The sequence below is a fragment of the candidate division WOR-3 bacterium genome (assembly GCA_039804025.1).
Taxonomy (GTDB): Bacteria; Hydrothermota; Hydrothermia; order Hydrothermales; family JAJRUZ01; genus JBCNVI01.
The window spans coordinates 14,497-30,958 of record JBDRZP010000001.1 but is presented as its reverse complement, the minus strand read 5'-3'; the positions used below and the strand labels follow the sequence as shown (position 1 = coordinate 30,958).

Sequence of the window (16,462 nt, the reverse complement as noted above, 5' to 3'; positions counted from 1 at the left end):
TCTTTTAAACTTATTTTTCTTCCAGTTCTCCGTGTCCGAGTAGATAAAAGAGAATTGCCATTCTAACAGCAACACCATTTGTTACCTGTTCCAGTATTACACATCTTTTATCTTTAAGGACTTCATAATCCATTTCTACTCCCCAGTTTACAGGTCCAGGATGCATTATTATTGAATCTTCTTTTAAAAGTTTTAACCTATCACTTGTTATTCCGTATGACCTTCTATAGTCTTCAAAAGAGGGCAAATAATTTGCTCCACCTCTTTCCTTCTGAACCCTCAAACCCATTATTACATCCATTTCTCCAAGATGTTTATCAATATTTTTTATAATTTTTGCTCCTAAAATTTCAAATTCATCCGGAACAAGAGGTTTTGGACCTGCAAGATAAATTTCAGCACCAAGTTTTAGAAGTCCAAAAATATTTGACCTTGCTACTCTTGAATGAAGTATATCACCAATTATAAGAACCTTTTTGCCTTTCAAGTCGCCTTTATGTTTTCTCATTGTAAAAATATCAAGTAGTCCTTGTGTAGGGTGCTCGTGAGTTCCGTCACCTGCATTGATAACACTTGCAGTTGTATTTCTTGCAAGGAAATAAGGCGCACCACTTGAAGAATGTCTCACAATGAACATATCAACTTTCATAGCAAGAATGTTTTTTAGAGTATCAAGAGTGGATTCACCTTTTAAGAGCGCAGAAGTACTGGCTGAAAAATTTATTACATCAGCAGAAAGTCTTTTTGCTGCTATTTCAAATGAAAGTCTTGTTCTGGTGGATGGTTCAAAAAATAAAGTTACTATTGTTTTTCCTCTTAATGTTGGAACCTTGGGTATAGGTCTTTTTAAAATTTCAAGAAATTTTTCTCCTAAATCTAAAATTGTTTCAATCTCTTTTTTATCAAGGTCTTTAAGACTTAAAAGGTCTTTTCTCTTCACTTCAAAATTCCAATTTTCGAGTTCAGGGTAATTATAAGCGGAGCAAAAACAAGTGATACAATTGCCATAAGTTTTAAAAGAATGTTTAAGGAAGGTCCTGCTGTATCCTTAAATGGATCTCCTACTGTATCACCTTCAACAGATGCTTTATGAGCTTTTGAACCTTTTCCACCAAAGTTACCTGCCTCTATGTATTTTTTTGAATTATCCCAAGCCCCTCCTGCATTAGCCATAAAAAGCGCAAGAGGAACACCTGTTACAAGGGAACCAGCTAAAAGTCCTCCAAGAGCTTCTTTACCAAAGAAAATTCCTAAAATGAGAGGTGATATAAAAGCAACAAAACCAGGAATTATCATACTTTTTAATGCTCCCTGTGTTGTTATATCAACACATCTTGCATATTCTGGCTTTGCTTTTCCTTCCATTAAACCTGGTATTTCTTTAAACTGTCTTCTAACCTCTTCAACAACAAGTCCCGCAGTTCTTCCAACAGCCTTTATAGCAGAAGCTGAAAAGAAAAATGGGATAACACCACCTATAAAAAGTCCAGCAACAACTCTTGCGTCAAGAATATTTAAGTCTAAAAGTTCTCCTGTTATTGTCCTTACTGTCTGTGAGTAAGCAGCAAATAATGCAAGAGCTGTGAGAGCTGCTGAACCTATTGCAAATCCCTTACCTATTGCTGCAGTTGTATTACCGGCAGCATCAAGGGAATCTGTAATTTTTCTTATATTTTCACCAAGATGAGCCATTTCTGCAATCCCCCCAGCATTATCAGCTATTGGTCCATAAGCATCAACTGAAACAGTCATACCTGCAATTGAAAGCATTCCAATTCCTGCAAGAGCTATCCCAAAAAATCCGGCTGATAAATAAGATACAACAATTGCAAGTCCAATGAGTATTACAGGAACGACTGTACTCATCATTCCTGTTGCAATTCCTGTAAGAATGTTGGTTGCTACTCCCCTTGTAGATGCTTCGGCTATTTCCTTTAAGATACTTTCTTTTATTGTGTAATATTCAGTTAAATATCCAATAGCAACACCTACAATAAGACCTGATAAAATTGCGTAGTATATTTTGATATTTCCGTAATAGAAGATTGTTACTAAAAGTGAAAAAATTGCAAATAAGATTGCTGATACAAAAGTTGCTTTAAGTAAAGCACGAGAGGCATTTTCTTTTGCTCCTCTTATAGCAAAAACACCTAAAATAGAAGCTATTATGCCAAGGGCTGCAAGAAATGAAGAAAGAAAGATACCTTTTAAATCGTAATTTACTGCTGCTATAACCATACCTGAAAGAATTGCGCCAACAAAGGATTCATAAAGATCAGCACCCATTCCAGCACAGTCACCAACATTATCACCAACATTATCTGCAATAACTGCAGCATTTCTCGGGTCATCTTCAGGAATTCCCGCTTCAACTTTTCCAACAAGGTCAGCTCCTACATCAGCAGCTTTTGTGTATATTCCTCCTCCCACCCTTGCAAACAGAGCTACAGAAGAGGCTCCCATTGAAAATCCTGTTAGAAGGGAAACCACATATTTTATATTTTCTGGAACATTTTTAAAAATATTTGTGTATATAAAAAATAAACTCGTAAGTCCCAGAATACCAAGACCCACAACAGTCATTCCCATAACAGAACCACCGAAAAATGCTATTTTTAAGGCTTCATTGAAACTCTTCTTAGCACCTTCTGCAGTCCTTGTATTTGCTCTTGTAGAAATATTCATGCCAAAATAAGCAGAAAGGAGTGATAGGGTTGCTCCTAAAACATAAGCAAAAGCAGTAGCAATTGAATAGTTAATTCCATTATAGGAAAGACCGATTATAATCAATAAAACTACAAATAGAATAAACCAAAAAATTGTTTTAAATTCTCTTTTTAAGAAAGCCATTGCCCCTTCATGAACTGCATCTGAGATTTTTACCATTTCTTCTGTACCTGGCGAATGGGAAAGAACATATCTTGCCATTAAAAGAGAATATATAACTGCAATTATACCTATGAGAATAGATAAAAGTATAAGGTTCATTTTTCTTTTTCATTTTTATAGGGGATTTGAACCCTTTCTCTCCATGGGTAATTGTTTATATAATTTTCAAAATTATTAATATCACCATCTTTTAAAAATTTATAAATCCCCTCTTCTATATAGGGAAAAACCTTATTAACTAAAATATTAATTTCTTCCTCCTTAAAATCTTCTAAAACATATTTTTCTGCTTCAATATTATAATTAAAACCTATACCTATTCTCAACCTTTTTATTTCCTCGGTTTCTGCATAATATATACAGGATTTTAATCCCTTATGCCCACCATCCGAACCCTTGACTCTGAATCTGATAGCTCCAAAGGGTAAGTTTAAATCATCAAGAAATAAAATTAAATTAAAAAGATTAATATTGAAAATTTCCTTTAATTCTAAAATAATTTTGCCATTTTCATTCATGTAAAGAGATGGTAAAATACCAATAAAAGGTGGATTTTCCGCATAAAAAAAATTTCCTTTACCAGGCTTAAAATTTTTGTCTCTAAAAAAATAACTTATAAACCTGTATCCAACGTTATGTCTTGTATTTATATATTTTTTACCAGGATTCCCAAGTCCGAATAAAAAAAATTTTGTCACTCCTCTTTCTTCTTTTCTTCAACTTTTTTCTCACTTTCTTTTTCTTCGCTTATCTCAGGGAGAATTGGTTCTTGAACTGTAATTTCTATTCCCTTTGGATGGGCTATTGTACAGATTGTATCTTCAGGGTGTTCTAAAATTTTTATTCCTTTCTCAAGTTTTATATCCTTAACATGAATACTGTCACCCATGTTTAAATCAGATATATCAATTTCAATATGTCCTGGAATTTTGGATGGAACTGTTTTCACATGCAACTGATGAATAAAGTGTTCAAGTATTCCACCAAGTTTGACTCCTTTTGCTTCTCCTTTTAGAATAACAGGAACAGGAACAGTAATTTCTTCTTTTTCATGTAATACCTGAAAATCAATATGAATTGGATAACCATAAAGGACATCTCTCTGTATTTCCTTTATAACAGAATTCACTTTTTTATTGTCAAATTCAATTTCAAAAATTACAGTTTCTCCATGAATTTCATGCCAGATTTTCTCAAAGTTTTTTCTTTCTATTACAAGATGAACATTTTCCTCTTTCGCACCATACAGTTCGATAGTTACAAATCCTTTTTTTCTTAACCTTCTTGATTCTCTTGTTCCTGTTTTTTCTCTTAATTGTGCCTTTAATTTAATTTTTTTCATTTTTCCTCCTTTTTTATACGAAAAGTTCACTTATTGAAACTTCTTCATGAATTCTTTTAATAGCCTCTGCAAGTAAATTTGAAATATCAAGTACTTCAAGTTTTTTAAATCTTTTATGAGGTGGTATTGGTATTGTGTTTGTTACAATCACTTTTTCAATAGGGGATGAATCAAGAACTTCTTTACAATTCCCTGAAAAGAGTCCATGAGTTGCACAAACCCATATACTCTTTGCACCTTTTTCCTTTAAAATGAGAGCTCCATTTGCAACAGTTCTTCCTGTATCTATAAGGTCATCCACTATAAGCAAATTTTTATCTTTTACTTCTCCAATTATGTTTATAACTTCTGCTAAATTTGGTGCTGGTCTTCTTTTGTCAACAAGAGCAAGTGGTAAATTTCCAAGTCTTTTGGCAAAAGCCCTTGCCCTGTTTGTTCCGCCTACATCAGGTGATATAACCATGAATTTATCACTGGGTAAAATTCCTAAAAAATCCCTGAAAACCGGGAAAGCATAAAGATTATCCACTGGAATGTCAAAAAATCCCTGAATCTGATCAGAATGTAAATCACATGTTAAAACCCTGTTTGCTCCTGCAGTTTGAATTAAATTTGCTACAAGCTTTGCAGAAATAGGAACTCTCGGTGCATCTTTCCTATCCTGTCTTGCATATCCAAAGTAAGGAATAACTGCTGTAATTCTTTTTGCTGATGCTCGGACTGCTGCATCAATTAAAAGAAGAAGCTCCATCAGGTTATCAGAAGGGGGATGTGTAGACTGGACTATAAACACATCGCATCCCCTTATATTTTCTTTAATTTGAATTCTTATCTCACCATCAGAGAATCTGGAAACTTCAACATCAGCTCTTTCAATACCCAAGTTCTTACAGATTTTTTCACTTAATTCAGATGAAGCATTACCACTTAGAATTTTTAATTTATCCATTATCTATAAATTTTCTCTAATCTTTTTTTCAAAAAAACTTTCATCTCTGTAACCCACTATTTTTTCAATTATTTCTCCTTTTTTATTAACTATAAAAGTAGTGGGTATTGCAACGATACCTCCAAATTTTTTCTCAACTTCCTCTGTTCCCATCATTAAAGGATAATTTATTCCGAATTCTCTTGCAAAATTTTTTACAAGTTCTTCTGCATTTCCACCCCTATCAAGAGATATTCCAACTATTAGAACTCCTTTTTCTCTGTACTTACTATATAATCTTACAAATCCAGGAATTTCTGCCCTGCAGGGAGGACACCATGTTGCCCAGAAATCAATTATGATAACTTTTTTCCCAATATGTTCATCAATATTGAAAGTCTCTCCATCAATAGTTCTTAAAGTAAAAGATGGAACTTTATTTTTAGATGTTCCAGAACAGGAGAAGAAAAAGAGTAAAAATATAAGGCTAATTTTTTTCATTTTGTTTACCTCCATCTAAATTTTCTTCAATCAAAAGAGAAACCTTTTTTAAAAAAAATTCATCTTCTTCTTTAAAACCATCTTTTGAGCTTGTTCTTATCACTAACTTGCCTAATTCTTGGCTGTTTTTATAAAGAGGAAATTGAATTTCAGAATGAATACTTGGATTTTTTCTGTCTCTTCTATCCTTTTTGTTCTTTTTATTAACCGAATATAATAGTTTGTCTTTTTTGTAAATACCTATAAAGGAATACTCTTCAAAAGTTTCCCCTAAAAGGTTCAAAATTTTTTCAATTTTATCTTTTTCATTTTCAGAGATTAAATTCTTTACCATTTTTAAAAAACTCTCCTGTTTGAGTTTCTTTCTATAATGCGTGAGTTCCTCTTCCCATGTAATTATTGAATGAAAAAAAATTCTGTCTCCCTCTTCAAGTCCTCTTGTTATTTCACTTATATGAACATTTTCTGCTTTAAATTCCTGAAGAGCAAAGTTAACAGCTTCCTCAGGGTTTGAATGTTCACCACAGGTATATATATCAAGAGCAACATAACCATATTCAGGCCATGTATGAACAGAAATGTGGGACTCTGAAATTACAATAACACCAGATACACCCTGAGGAGGGAACCTGTGAAAAGATACAGCCCATATTTTGACATTTGCTTTATGGGCTGCATTAACTAAAATTTCCTGCATTTTTTCCACATTCCCGATTATCTGTGGGTCACAACCTGAAGCTTCTACTATGTAGTGTTCTCCGACAGGTTTCATTTTTTTAATAAATTATTTGGATTTGAACCATTTTAAAGTATATTAATAATAAGTAAAAAAAAATTAAATTTCAAATTTAAATATCGCTCTTTATTTTTTTATAATAAAAGATGGATAAAGGAGAATTATTCGTTGTGGCAACACCCATTGGAAATCTTGAAGATATTACCTTTAGGGCTATAAAGGTGTTAAAGGATTCAGATTTAATTGTATGTGAAGATACACGGAAAACACTTATCTTACTTAACAAATACGATATTAAGAAAAAACTTTTTGCATTATTTAAAGGTCAGGAAAAAAAAAGGACTGAATTTATTATAAATATATTAAAAGAAGGAAAAAAAATTTCCCTTGTTTCAGAAAATGGAACACCAGGTATATGTGATCCAGGCACATATCTTGTAAGAAGATGTCATGAAGAAAATATAAAAGTTACACCTATTCCTGGACCATCAGCCTTAACCTCCTCTTTGTCAGTTTCAGGTATGGATGGTGATAATTTTTTGTTTCTTGGATTTCCACCAAAAAAGGAATCTAAAAGAAAAAAATTATTTTCTTCTCTAAAAGAGGAGAAAAGAACAATTGTTTTTTATTTATCACCTCACAATATAGAGAAAATTCTTGGAGAATTAAAAGAAATTTTAGGAGTTAGTAAGAAAGTTTTTTTAATAAGGGAAATGACAAAAAAATTTGAGGAGTATATTTATGGACCAATTGAGAAAGCGATTGAATGGGTTAAAAATAAAAAAGGGGAGTTTACCCTTGTAATAGAAGGGGAAAAAGAATGAAAAAATTAAAAATTATATTTGAAAAATCAATAATTCCTTTGCTTTATTTAATGAATAAATTGGGAATAAAACCAATTCATTTAACTTTTTCAGGGTTAGTTTTTTCTCTAATACCTGCTTTTTTTTATATAAAAGGTAATTTCCTTTTGGCAGGTATTTTATTAATAATATTTTCTCTATTTGATACATTAGATGGAGCTCTTGCACGATATAGGAATTCTACTACTAAATTTGGTGCTTTTATTGATTCAGTGACAGATAGAATTCATGAAGGTATAATTTTTTCTTCTCTTATATACTTTTACAGAGAAGAAATAATGAAAGTGCTTATTCTTTTTTTTTCCTTTTTATTTTCTTTTTTAATTTCTTATACAAGAGCAAGGGCTGAAGGTCTTTCTCACTCAATAAGAGTAGGTCCGATGGAAAGGGAGGAAAGAATTGTTTTTATTGCATTTTCTTCTTTAACAGGAAAAAAAGTATTTTTTTATCTTTTAATATTATTTTTAATTTTGGTTGTATTAACTTTTTTAAGAAGGATTTTATATGCTTATAAAATTATGGAAAAAAATTGAGGGTTCAACCCCCTTCATTAATTAAAAGGAGTTAATTATGGGTAAAGTAAGGGTTGCTATAATAGGAGTTGGAAACTGTGCTTCATCCTTTGTTCAAGGTGTTTATTATTATAAAAATTCAAAGGAAGATGATTTTATACCCGGTATTATGCATGTGGTTCTCGGTGGATATCATATAGGGGATATTGAATTTACCCTTGGCATTGATATTGATAAAAACAAAGTTGGAAAAGATTTAGCAGAAGCAATTTATACATATCCCAATAATACATATAAATTCTGTGATGTTCCTAAATTAAATGTACCAGTTGTTAGAGGAATGACTCACGATGGACTGGGAAAATATCTTTCACAAATTATTGAGAAAGCACCAGGAGAAACTGCTGATATTGTTAGATTATTGAGAGAAACTAAAACTGATGTGGTTGTTAATTTTCTTCCAGTTGGAAGTGAAGAAGCAACAAAATGGTATGTTGAACAGGTATTGAAAGCAGGATGTGCTTTTGTAAATGGAATTCCTGTTTTCATAGCAAGGGAACCTTACTGGCAGAGAAGATTTGAAGAGGCAGGTCTTCCTGTAATAGGTGATGATGTAAAATCTCAAGTTGGTGCAACTATTGTTCACAGGACACTTGTTCAACTTTTTATAGATAGAGGAGTTAAACTTGAAAGAACAAGTCAGTTAAATGTAGGTGGTAATACTGATTTTCTTAACATGCTTGAAAGGGAAAGACTTGAATCAAAAAAGAAATCAAAAACAGGTGCTGTCACTTCCCTTTTACCTTATGATATCGGTGAAGAGAATGTGTATATTGGGCCTTCTGATTATGTTGCCTGGTTAAAGGATAGAAAATGGGCTTATATGAGGCTTGAAGGAAGAACCTTTGGTGATGTTCCTTTAAATATAGAATTAAAACTTGAAGTCTGGGATTCTCCTAATTCAGCAGGAGTAATTGTTGATGCTGTGAGATGTGCAAAGCTTGGACTTGATAATGGTCTTAAAGGTGCTCTTATTGAGCCTTCTGCTTACTTTATGAAGTCTCCACCAAAACAGATTCCTGATTTTCAGGCTAAAAAGAAACTGGAGGAGTGGATAAAAAAATACACGAAAAAGAAGAAAAGTAAATAAGTGGGTAAGTGGGGATTTTTTATTACAGTGGAGGGGATTGAGGGTAGTGGAAAGACAACACTTGCTAAAGGACTTTTTGAAGAATTAAAAAATAAAGGTTTTCCGGTTTTGCTCACATGGGAGCCGGGTGGAACAGAGGTAGGTGAAAAAATAAGGGAAATTCTTTTACATTCTGAGGAAATATCTCCGTGGACAGAACTTTTTCTTTTTCTGGCATCAAGGAAGGAACATGTTGAAAAAAAAATAATACCTGCATTAAGGGAGGGTAAAATTGTAATTAGTGATAGATTTGATGATTCTACAATTGCCTATCAGGGTTATGGAAGATCGCTTAATATAAGACTTATAAAAAGATTCAATAAAATTGCAACTTCAGGTTTAAAACCTAATGTTACTTTTTTGATAGATATAGATCCTGAAATTAGCTTAAAGAGACTTAAAGGTAAAGATAGAATTGAAAGAGAAAGTATGGAATTTCATAAAAGGGTAAGAAAAGGATACCTTGATATTGCAAAAAGAGCGAAAAAGAGAGTAATTATTTTAGACGGAAATGAAAAGGAGGATGAAATAATTAAAAAGGCTTTTTTAAAAGTAATAGAAAGATTAAAGGATAAAGGAAAGTTTATTTCACTTATTAAGAGTTTATAGCTTAAAATTGAAATTGAAAAGGAGGAAAAAATGAAAAAAATAATAGGTCCTTTAATTTTAATAACCTTACCTTTATTTGTTCTGAAAGGAACTCGAGGAGAGGTAGAAAGAAAACCATCTTTAACCACTGAGCTTCGAAATTTTTCTAAAATTATATCTCTAATCCAGGAAAGATATTTTGATGAGAAATATCAAGTTGATGAGAATCTTGCTCCTCTTCTTGAAAAATCCATGGATTATCTACTCCATCAACTGGATCCATACTCTGATTTAATGACACCTGAGGAGTGGGAGGAAATGAATATACATTCAACAGGAAGATTCGGAGGAATCGGAATTCAGATTGGAATAAAAGATGGAATTTTAACTGTTATTTCACCACTTGAGGGAACACCAGCTTCAAGAGCTGGAATTCAAGCAGGAGATCAGATAGTAGAGGTAGATGGTAAGTCAACCAAGGGATGGTCTTTACAGAAGGCTGTAAGATATTTAAGAGGGGAGCCAGGAACAAAGGTTAAGATAAAAATAAAAAGACCTTTTATTGAGGAAGCTTTTGATTTTGAACTTGTAAGAGAGATAATAAAAATAAATGCTGTTCCTTATTACTCTAAAATTGATAACGAGATAGGATATATAAAATTAAATGAGTTTTCAAATACTTCAAGAGAAGAAATTAGTAAAGCTATTGATGATCTTAAAAAACAGGGCTTAAAAAAATTAATTCTTGATTTAAGAGGAAATCCAGGTGGTCTTCTTGATGCTGCGGTTGAAGTTGCAGATCTTTTTTTACCAAAAGGAAGTGAAATTGTATCCACAAAGGGTAGGAATAAGAGCCTTGAACAGGTGTTTAAAGCTATAAATGAAGATCCTTTTACAGAGGAAATTCCACTTATTGTTTTTGTTGATAGAGGTTCTGCTTCTGCTTCTGAAATAGTTTCCGGTGCTCTTCAAGACTGGGATAGAGCACTTGTTATAGGAGATACAACTTTTGGAAAGGGTTCTGTGCAGAGGATATTTCCTCTTGATGAAGGTTATCGTGTAAAGTTAACAACAAGTCTTTATTATTTACCTTCTGGAAGATCAATACATAGATTTGATATAAGAGACACAACTGGTGAGGAAATTAGAGAGATGAAGAAAAATGGAGGGGAAACTTTTTACACGTTAAAAATGAAAAGAAAAATAGTTGGAGGTTATGGTGTTATACCTGATATTGTTATAAAACCGCAGAAAATTTCAAAAGAGATTACAAAACTTTTACAGAAAAGGAGATTTTTTGATTATGCTTTAAATCTTAAAAATAAAGGTATAAGAGAAATTGGTAAAGAAGAAGTTGAAAAATTTTTAAATTTTGTTAAGGAAAAAGATAAAGATATAAATTTGGGTGAACTTGAAAAAGATAAGGAAACAATTTATTACTATCTTGATACTAATCTCGGAGAAGTATGGGGTGGTGAAAAGGGTAGATATGAGAGAATTTTGAAGAATGATGAATGGGTTAATAAAGCTTTGAATATTTTTAAAAAGGTAAATAAAAAAGAAGATGTTTTTAAATATGTGGAAAAGTAAAAATATATGTGAAAAATGTGGAAAAATTATAGAAGAAGGTGGAGATTTTTATGAAATTGAAATAATATGTAAAGCTGGTTTTGATGGAGTTATTAAAGAAACAGAGGAGAGTATGGAAGAGATTTTAAAGGATACTGAACCATACACTGAAGATGAACTTTTAGAGAGTATTTATGAAAAAAAGAAATTTATATTATGTGTTAGATGTAAGGAAATCTGGATGGCAAACCCCTTGCAAAAACCCATTTAAATTTTTATAAATTTTTATAAAGGAGGCAACCATGTTTGTGGTATCACCTGAAGAAATGAAAAAAATTGATAATAGAACTATAGAAGAATTTGGGCTGGAGGGTAAAATTTTAATGGAGAATGCTGGAAGATCTGTTTTTGATTTGATAATAAATAAAATTCCAAGTTGTGACAAAATTACTGTTCTATGTGGTAAGGGTAATAATGGGGGCGATGGTTTTGTAATTGCGAGGTATTTTTTGAACAGAGGAAAAGATGTAAGTATTTATCTTTTAGGTAAGCCAGAGGAATTAAAAGGAGATTCTTTATACCATTTTCGTCTTCTTGAACTCCTAAAAGCAAGGATTAAAGTTATAAATCTGAATGACCCTGAACTCAAATTTGATCTTTTATCAGCGGATGTTGTGGTAGATGCCTTATTTGGTACAGGTTTTAAAGGAGAATTGCCCAAAGAGATTAAATTGCTTTTTGGACTTTTAAAAGAAAGAAGAGGAAAATTTGTGTCAGTTGATATACCATCAGGTGTGGATGGTGAAACAGGTGATGCAGAGCATGTAGTTCCAGAAGCTGATTTTACAGTTACCTTTGCTTTTCCAAAACTTGGTCATTTTCTTTATCCTGGTAGAGAAAAAACAGGAATGCTTTATCTTGCAGATATAGGTATTCCAAAATTTTTCTCTGAAGAAATAAGAAGAAGGGTTATATATCCTGAAGATGTTTATCCTTTTCTCCCTAAGAGAGAAAAAAATGTTCATAAGGGTAAATGCGGAAGAGTTTTAATTTTAGGTGGTTCTAAAGGGTATGGGGGAGCAGTTTATCTTGCTTCAAAAGCAGCTTATTATGCGGGTGCGGGTCTTGTTTTCACTGCTTTTCCTGAAGATATATATCCTTCAATTGAGTCAAATTTAATTGAAGCAGTTAAAATTCCTTTACCATCAAAAAATGGAAGACTTTTTACAAAGTCTTTAAATCCAATTCTTGATTATCTTGAAAAAATTGATGTTGTTGCCTTTGGTCCAGGAATTTTAAGAAGTGAAGATACGAAAAATTTTGTAATTGAATTCCTTGAAAAAATAAAAGATAAAAAAGTTTTAATTGATGCAGATGGTATTGTTTTATTAAAAGATAATAAGGAAATTTTAAAGGAAAGAAAAGAAGCAACAATCATAACTCCACATCCAGGAGAAATGAGTTTATTTATTGGAAATAAAAGTTCAGAGGAAGTGGATAAAAAAAGAATAGAGGTGGCTGAAAATGTTTCAATTCTATATGATATAGTTGTGGTTTTGAAAGGGGCTCCCACTATAATTTCTTCAACTTACGGAACCTTTATCTGTCCACTTGGAAATCCTGGAATGGCAACAGGTGGTTCAGGTGATGTTTTGACAGGTTTAATAGCTGGATTATGGGCACAAGGTTTGCCTCCAGAAAGAGCTGCAAGATTGGGTGTATTTTTACATTCCCTTGCAGGTGATATTGCTGCCTTAAAAAAAGGCATTTATTCTCTTTTAGCTGGTGATATACTGGAAGAAATTCCTTCTGCCTTTAATTTCAAATTTGATGAAGAAAAAATAGGTTTAACAAGAAAAATATTGCCACTTATTTGATAATTTTATTATTTTACTTACTTTATAAAATAAATGAAATTCCTTCCCTTTTAAACCCAATTTTTGTTGCAAGTGATGACAGGTTTATATATGTAACTTCCAAAGAGGGGATAGGAATTTTTGATAAATATAGCTTTAAGTTTAAAAAGGGAATAATTCTTGAAAAATCCCCTCGTTTTGTATTCCCAGATCCTTTTACAGGAGAAATCTATGTTCTTTTTAATGATGGAGAATTTATTTCTTTTTATAATGGATCGCCTCAATATTACATAAAAAAGGGTTTTTTCCCCAATGCAACCTCTTTTTCTCTAACACCATCAACTATAAAAATAGAATTCAATAATACTATCAAAAGATTTGATAAATATTCAATGATAGAAACAGATAAAGATGAAAATTCAATTTTCTGGTGGGGATTAAGAAGTGTAAAGAATTTTAATTCAAATGAAATTTCATTTCTTGCTCCTTTTTATATTTTTACTGAAGATGGAGAAAAAGTTAATTTTGAAATTATATGTGAGGATAATGAGTATTATTATGCATGCACAAAAGGAGAAGGGGTTTATGTTTATGATAAAGATTTCTGGAGAAATGTTTCTAAACTGGTTGCTGGAACGAGCTTTAGAGAGGTAAGAGTTATAGAAATATTAGAAAATAATGGAATTATATTTGCTGGAACCGGGGAGTTTTATGATAGAAAGGGAATTATTTTGAGGAAAGGATCTGAATGGAAAAGATTCTCAAGATTTCACTTTGGTTTGAATGTGGAGACTTTTTATAGTGGAGTTTCTTTTAAGGATATTATAATTCTTGCTTCTGATGGAAAAATTGTAATTTACAAGGATAATGAATTTAAAACAAAAAATGTTTATACAGGTATTCCTATTTACAAAATTTTAGTTGAGGGTCCCTCTTTAATTATCGCTACGGAAAGGGGTCTTTTTATAACAGATATTGAAGGAGTAAGTTTTAGTAATGTTTTAAAAAATGAAAAAATATTTACACTTGAAATAACAAAAAATTTTTTATATATTGGGACTTTGAATGGACTTTTTGCTATAAAAAAAGATAAGGATGAAAGTTTTAGAGTTCTTGACAAAAAATTACTTCTTGATGGTAAAATTATAGATATAAAAAAAGATAAAGAAGGAAACATATGGGTGATGAGTGAAAAAGGATTTTTAAAATTTTTAGAATCAGAAGATTCTTTTAAATTTTTTTATCCTCCTCCTGTTCCTTTTAATCCTTCTAACTATTATGTTCAAAATTCAATTTTTATTTTTAAGAAATTAATTTTTTTAGGCACTTATAAAAATGGTTTTTGGACATATGATATTGAAAAAAATAGATGGGACCACTTTTTTGATGAAAGTTCAATTACAAAAAGAACTGTTTTCACATTTAATAGCAAAAAGGATACTCTTTTTGTTGGTACAGATATGGGTATTTATGTTTATAGATTAAAAGATTATGGAGAAAATTGAGAGAATTATTGCTTTTTTCCTAATTATTATTCTTTTGCCGATTTTTGTAATCATTTCTTTGATAATTATGTTTGAAAGTAAAGGTAAACCTATTTTTGTTCAGGAAAGAATAGGAAAAAATAAGAAAAAATTTAATATTTATAAATTCAGGACAATGTATATTGATGGAGAAAAAAGACTTAAAGAATTTTTTGAGAAAAATCCAGAAGCTATAAGGGAATGGGAAATGTATAGAAAACTTAAAAATGATGATCCAAGAATAACAAAATTCGGAAAATACCTTAGAAAATTTAGTCTTGATGAACTTCCGCAACTTTTTAACATACTTAAAGGTGAAATGAGTTTTGTTGGACCAAGACCTTACTTGGCTGAAGAAGTTGAAAATTTTGAATCTGAGGATGAAATAATATTTAACTTAAAACCTGGTTTAACAGGTCCTTGGCAAGTTGGTGGTAGGAATAAATTAACTTTTAAAGAGAGAGTTGAGATAGATAAGAATTATATAAAGCAAAAAACTTTAAAAGGTGATTTAATAATACTCTTAAAAACCTTTGGTGCAATAATTAGTAAAGATGGTGCTTATTAATGAAAATTGGGAAATATGAAATTGTATCAGAGTTAAAAAAAGATAATTTTACAGAAGTTTATAAAGTATTTAACAAATCTTTAAATAGATATTGTCTTATAAAGTTAATCTCAAAAGATTTTCCTGAAGATTTAGTTTTAAGATTTAATGAAGAAGCAAAAACATGTGCCTCAATTGATCATCCTTGTGCTGTTAAAATTTATGAAATTTTTGAAAAGGAAAATAAAATAATAGTAGTATATGAATGGGTTGATGGTTATGATCTTTCAAAGTTAATAGAAATAAGCGAAAAAATTGACCCTGAGGTTGCCTTAATTATAACTTACAAGGTTCTTGAAGTTCTTGATTACATTCATAAAAAAGGCATAATTCATAGGGATATAAAACCCTCTAATATATTGATTTCAAAAGAAGGTTTTGTTAAATTAACAGATTTTGGAATAGCTAAGGCAAAGGATTCTCCTGAAATTACTCAACCAGGTGTTGTAATTGGGACACCCTTTTATATGTCCCCTGAGCAGGTAAAGGGAGAGAAATTATCTCCTTCATCAGATATATTTTCTCTTGGATGTACTCTTTATGAGATGATTACAGGAAAAAAAGCTTTTACAGGAAAAGATACCACGCAGATTTTAATTAAAATAGAAAGAGAAAATCCAGATTTTTCAAGAAAAATTTTTAAAGGGGTTAAAAATAATATTAAAAAAATTTTAAAAAAGAGTCTTTCTAAAAATCCTGAAAAGAGATATAAAAATGCCTCAGAATTTAAAAAGGATATTTTGAAAATAGTTGGTGAAAGAAAAATTTTAGAGGGAGATGAAATTATAAGGGATTACATAGAAGAAAAAATAAAAATTTTTGAAACAAAAACACTTAAAGGATTAAAGGAAAAAAAAGTGGAGAAAAAGGAAAAAGGACTCACGAAAATTTTGATACCCTTATTTATGTGTTTATTTTTGATTTTTTTAATTTTTTCTTTTTATTTTTATAAAAAATTCTTTTACCCTTCTCTTGAAATAAAATCTTCCTTTGATGTAAAAGTATGTAAAATTAATAATGAATTGGTTTTACTTCCCTTTAAGGGAAGTATTCCACCCGGAAGAGTGGAAATAAAAGTTTTAGCTCCCTTTTATCTTTACAGGGGAATTTTTTATTTAAAATTGAGAGAAAAAAAAGTAATTGAAATTCCCTTTAAAGAAGGAGATAGCACAAGTTTTCACTTCAGGGGAAAAGGGAGGGTATTTATAAATAAAAACTTAATAGGTTCTGATTCTATTGATTATAAAATAAAACCCGGTATCCCTTACCTTTTTGAAATTAAAGGTAAAAAAGATACAGTTAAAGAGTATTTATCCAGTATAAAAAAGGATGTTATCTGGATATATATGCCTTAAAAAA

17 protein-coding genes are annotated in these 16,462 nt (G+C 31.0%); 10 read left to right on the top strand and 7 right to left on the bottom strand.

Features of this window, described 5'->3' with window-relative positions:
* Positions 1-10: 10 nt before the first annotated feature.
* The 7 genes from ABIN73_00160 to speD are packed head-to-tail and all read right to left on the bottom strand — an operon-like array spanning position 11 to position 6,432.
* Positions 11-940: an aspartate carbamoyltransferase catalytic subunit gene (locus ABIN73_00160; protein ID MEO0268139.1), complete on the bottom strand. Its 930-nt coding sequence runs from the start codon at positions 938-940 to the stop codon at positions 11-13.
* Positions 937-2,988, bottom strand: coding sequence for a sodium-translocating pyrophosphatase (locus tag ABIN73_00155; GenBank protein MEO0268138.1), 2,052 nt, complete (start codon positions 2,986-2,988; stop codon positions 937-939). The genes ABIN73_00160 and ABIN73_00155 overlap by 4 nt, the downstream gene beginning before the upstream one ends.
* Positions 2,985-3,587 carry an aminoacyl-tRNA hydrolase gene (gene pth / locus ABIN73_00150; GenBank protein MEO0268137.1) on the bottom strand — a complete coding sequence of 201 codons (603 nt, stop codon included), beginning with the start codon at positions 3,585-3,587 and terminating at the stop codon, positions 2,985-2,987. Before pth ends, ABIN73_00155 begins: the two co-directional genes overlap by 4 nt.
* Positions 3,584-4,231, bottom strand: a complete 648-nt coding sequence (locus tag ABIN73_00145; protein ID MEO0268136.1) for a 50S ribosomal protein L25 — start codon at positions 4,229-4,231, stop codon at positions 3,584-3,586. The genes pth and ABIN73_00145 overlap by 4 nt, the downstream gene beginning before the upstream one ends.
* 13 nt (positions 4,232-4,244) lie before the next feature.
* On the bottom strand, positions 4,245-5,180 hold the full coding sequence (locus tag ABIN73_00140) for a ribose-phosphate pyrophosphokinase (GenBank protein ID MEO0268135.1): 936 nt from the start codon (positions 5,178-5,180) through the stop codon (positions 4,245-4,247).
* A gap of 3 nt (positions 5,181-5,183) precedes the next feature.
* Positions 5,184-5,660, bottom strand: coding sequence for a TlpA disulfide reductase family protein (locus ABIN73_00135; protein ID MEO0268134.1), 477 nt, complete (start codon positions 5,658-5,660; stop codon positions 5,184-5,186).
* Positions 5,647-6,432 (bottom strand): adenosylmethionine decarboxylase, encoded by a 786-nt coding sequence (speD, locus tag ABIN73_00130; GenBank protein ID MEO0268133.1) that lies wholly within the window; start codon positions 6,430-6,432, stop codon positions 5,647-5,649. The genes ABIN73_00135 and speD overlap by 14 nt, the downstream gene beginning before the upstream one ends.
* Before the next feature lie 110 nt (positions 6,433-6,542).
* Between speD and rsmI the strand changes: the two genes are divergently transcribed.
* The 10 genes from rsmI to ABIN73_00080 are packed head-to-tail and all read left to right on the top strand — an operon-like array spanning position 6,543 to position 16,458.
* Complete coding sequence (gene rsmI / locus ABIN73_00125) at positions 6,543-7,220, top strand: 16S rRNA (cytidine(1402)-2'-O)-methyltransferase (GenBank protein ID MEO0268132.1); 678 nt, start codon at positions 6,543-6,545, stop codon at positions 7,218-7,220.
* On the top strand, positions 7,217-7,792 hold the full coding sequence (locus ABIN73_00120) for a CDP-alcohol phosphatidyltransferase family protein (protein MEO0268131.1): 576 nt from the start codon (positions 7,217-7,219) through the stop codon (positions 7,790-7,792). Before rsmI ends, ABIN73_00120 begins: the two co-directional genes overlap by 4 nt.
* Before the next feature lie 37 nt (positions 7,793-7,829).
* On the top strand, positions 7,830-8,921 hold the full coding sequence (locus ABIN73_00115; protein ID MEO0268130.1) for an inositol-3-phosphate synthase: 1,092 nt from the start codon (positions 7,830-7,832) through the stop codon (positions 8,919-8,921).
* Entirely contained in the window at positions 8,922-9,569 is a 648-nt protein-coding gene (gene tmk, locus ABIN73_00110; GenBank protein MEO0268129.1) for a dTMP kinase, read from the top strand.
* Between the two features lie 30 nt (positions 9,570-9,599).
* Positions 9,600-11,138: a S41 family peptidase gene (locus tag ABIN73_00105; protein ID MEO0268128.1), complete on the top strand. Its 1,539-nt coding sequence runs from the start codon at positions 9,600-9,602 to the stop codon at positions 11,136-11,138.
* Positions 11,125-11,388 (top strand): hypothetical protein, encoded by a 264-nt coding sequence (locus ABIN73_00100; protein MEO0268127.1) that lies wholly within the window; start codon positions 11,125-11,127, stop codon positions 11,386-11,388. The genes ABIN73_00105 and ABIN73_00100 overlap by 14 nt, the downstream gene beginning before the upstream one ends.
* Before the next feature lie 31 nt (positions 11,389-11,419).
* The gene (locus ABIN73_00095) at positions 11,420-12,994 is read left to right on the top strand and encodes an NAD(P)H-hydrate dehydratase (protein ID MEO0268126.1); all 1,575 of its coding nucleotides are present in this window, start codon (positions 11,420-11,422) and stop codon (positions 12,992-12,994) included.
* Positions 12,991-14,478, top strand: coding sequence for a hypothetical protein (locus ABIN73_00090; protein ID MEO0268125.1), 1,488 nt, complete (start codon positions 12,991-12,993; stop codon positions 14,476-14,478). Before ABIN73_00095 ends, ABIN73_00090 begins: the two co-directional genes overlap by 4 nt.
* Positions 14,465-15,064, top strand: coding sequence for a sugar transferase (locus ABIN73_00085; protein ID MEO0268124.1), 600 nt, complete (start codon positions 14,465-14,467; stop codon positions 15,062-15,064). Before ABIN73_00090 ends, ABIN73_00085 begins: the two co-directional genes overlap by 14 nt.
* A complete protein-coding gene (locus tag ABIN73_00080; GenBank protein ID MEO0268123.1) occupies positions 15,064-16,458 on the top strand; it encodes a serine/threonine-protein kinase in 1,395 nt (464 codons plus the stop codon). Before ABIN73_00085 ends, ABIN73_00080 begins: the two co-directional genes overlap by 1 nt.
* The last annotated feature ends 4 nt before the right edge of the window (positions 16,459-16,462 follow it).

Coding starts and splice junctions, on each gene's coding strand:
- ABIN73_00155 (MEO0268138.1), bottom strand. CDS start 2,988: ATGAACCTTATACTTTTATCTATTCTCATAGGTATAATTGCAGTTATA.
- ABIN73_00145 (MEO0268136.1), bottom strand. CDS start 4,231: ATGAAAAAAATTAAATTAAAGGCACAATTAAGAGAAAAAACAGGAACA.
- ABIN73_00140 (MEO0268135.1), bottom strand. CDS start 5,180: ATGGATAAATTAAAAATTCTAAGTGGTAATGCTTCATCTGAATTAAGT.
- ABIN73_00135 (MEO0268134.1), bottom strand. CDS start 5,660: ATGAAAAAAATTAGCCTTATATTTTTACTCTTTTTCTTCTCCTGTTCT.
- speD (MEO0268133.1), bottom strand. CDS start 6,432: ATGAAACCTGTCGGAGAACACTACATAGTAGAAGCTTCAGGTTGTGAC.
- rsmI (MEO0268132.1), top strand. CDS start 6,543: ATGGATAAAGGAGAATTATTCGTTGTGGCAACACCCATTGGAAATCTT.
- ABIN73_00120 (MEO0268131.1), top strand. CDS start 7,217: ATGAAAAAATTAAAAATTATATTTGAAAAATCAATAATTCCTTTGCTT.
- ABIN73_00115 (MEO0268130.1), top strand. CDS start 7,830: ATGGGTAAAGTAAGGGTTGCTATAATAGGAGTTGGAAACTGTGCTTCA.
- ABIN73_00105 (MEO0268128.1), top strand. CDS start 9,600: ATGAAAAAAATAATAGGTCCTTTAATTTTAATAACCTTACCTTTATTT.
- ABIN73_00100 (MEO0268127.1), top strand. CDS start 11,125: ATGTGGAAAAGTAAAAATATATGTGAAAAATGTGGAAAAATTATAGAA.
- ABIN73_00095 (MEO0268126.1), top strand. CDS start 11,420: ATGTTTGTGGTATCACCTGAAGAAATGAAAAAAATTGATAATAGAACT.
- ABIN73_00085 (MEO0268124.1), top strand. CDS start 14,465: ATGGAGAAAATTGAGAGAATTATTGCTTTTTTCCTAATTATTATTCTT.
- ABIN73_00080 (MEO0268123.1), top strand. CDS start 15,064: ATGAAAATTGGGAAATATGAAATTGTATCAGAGTTAAAAAAAGATAAT.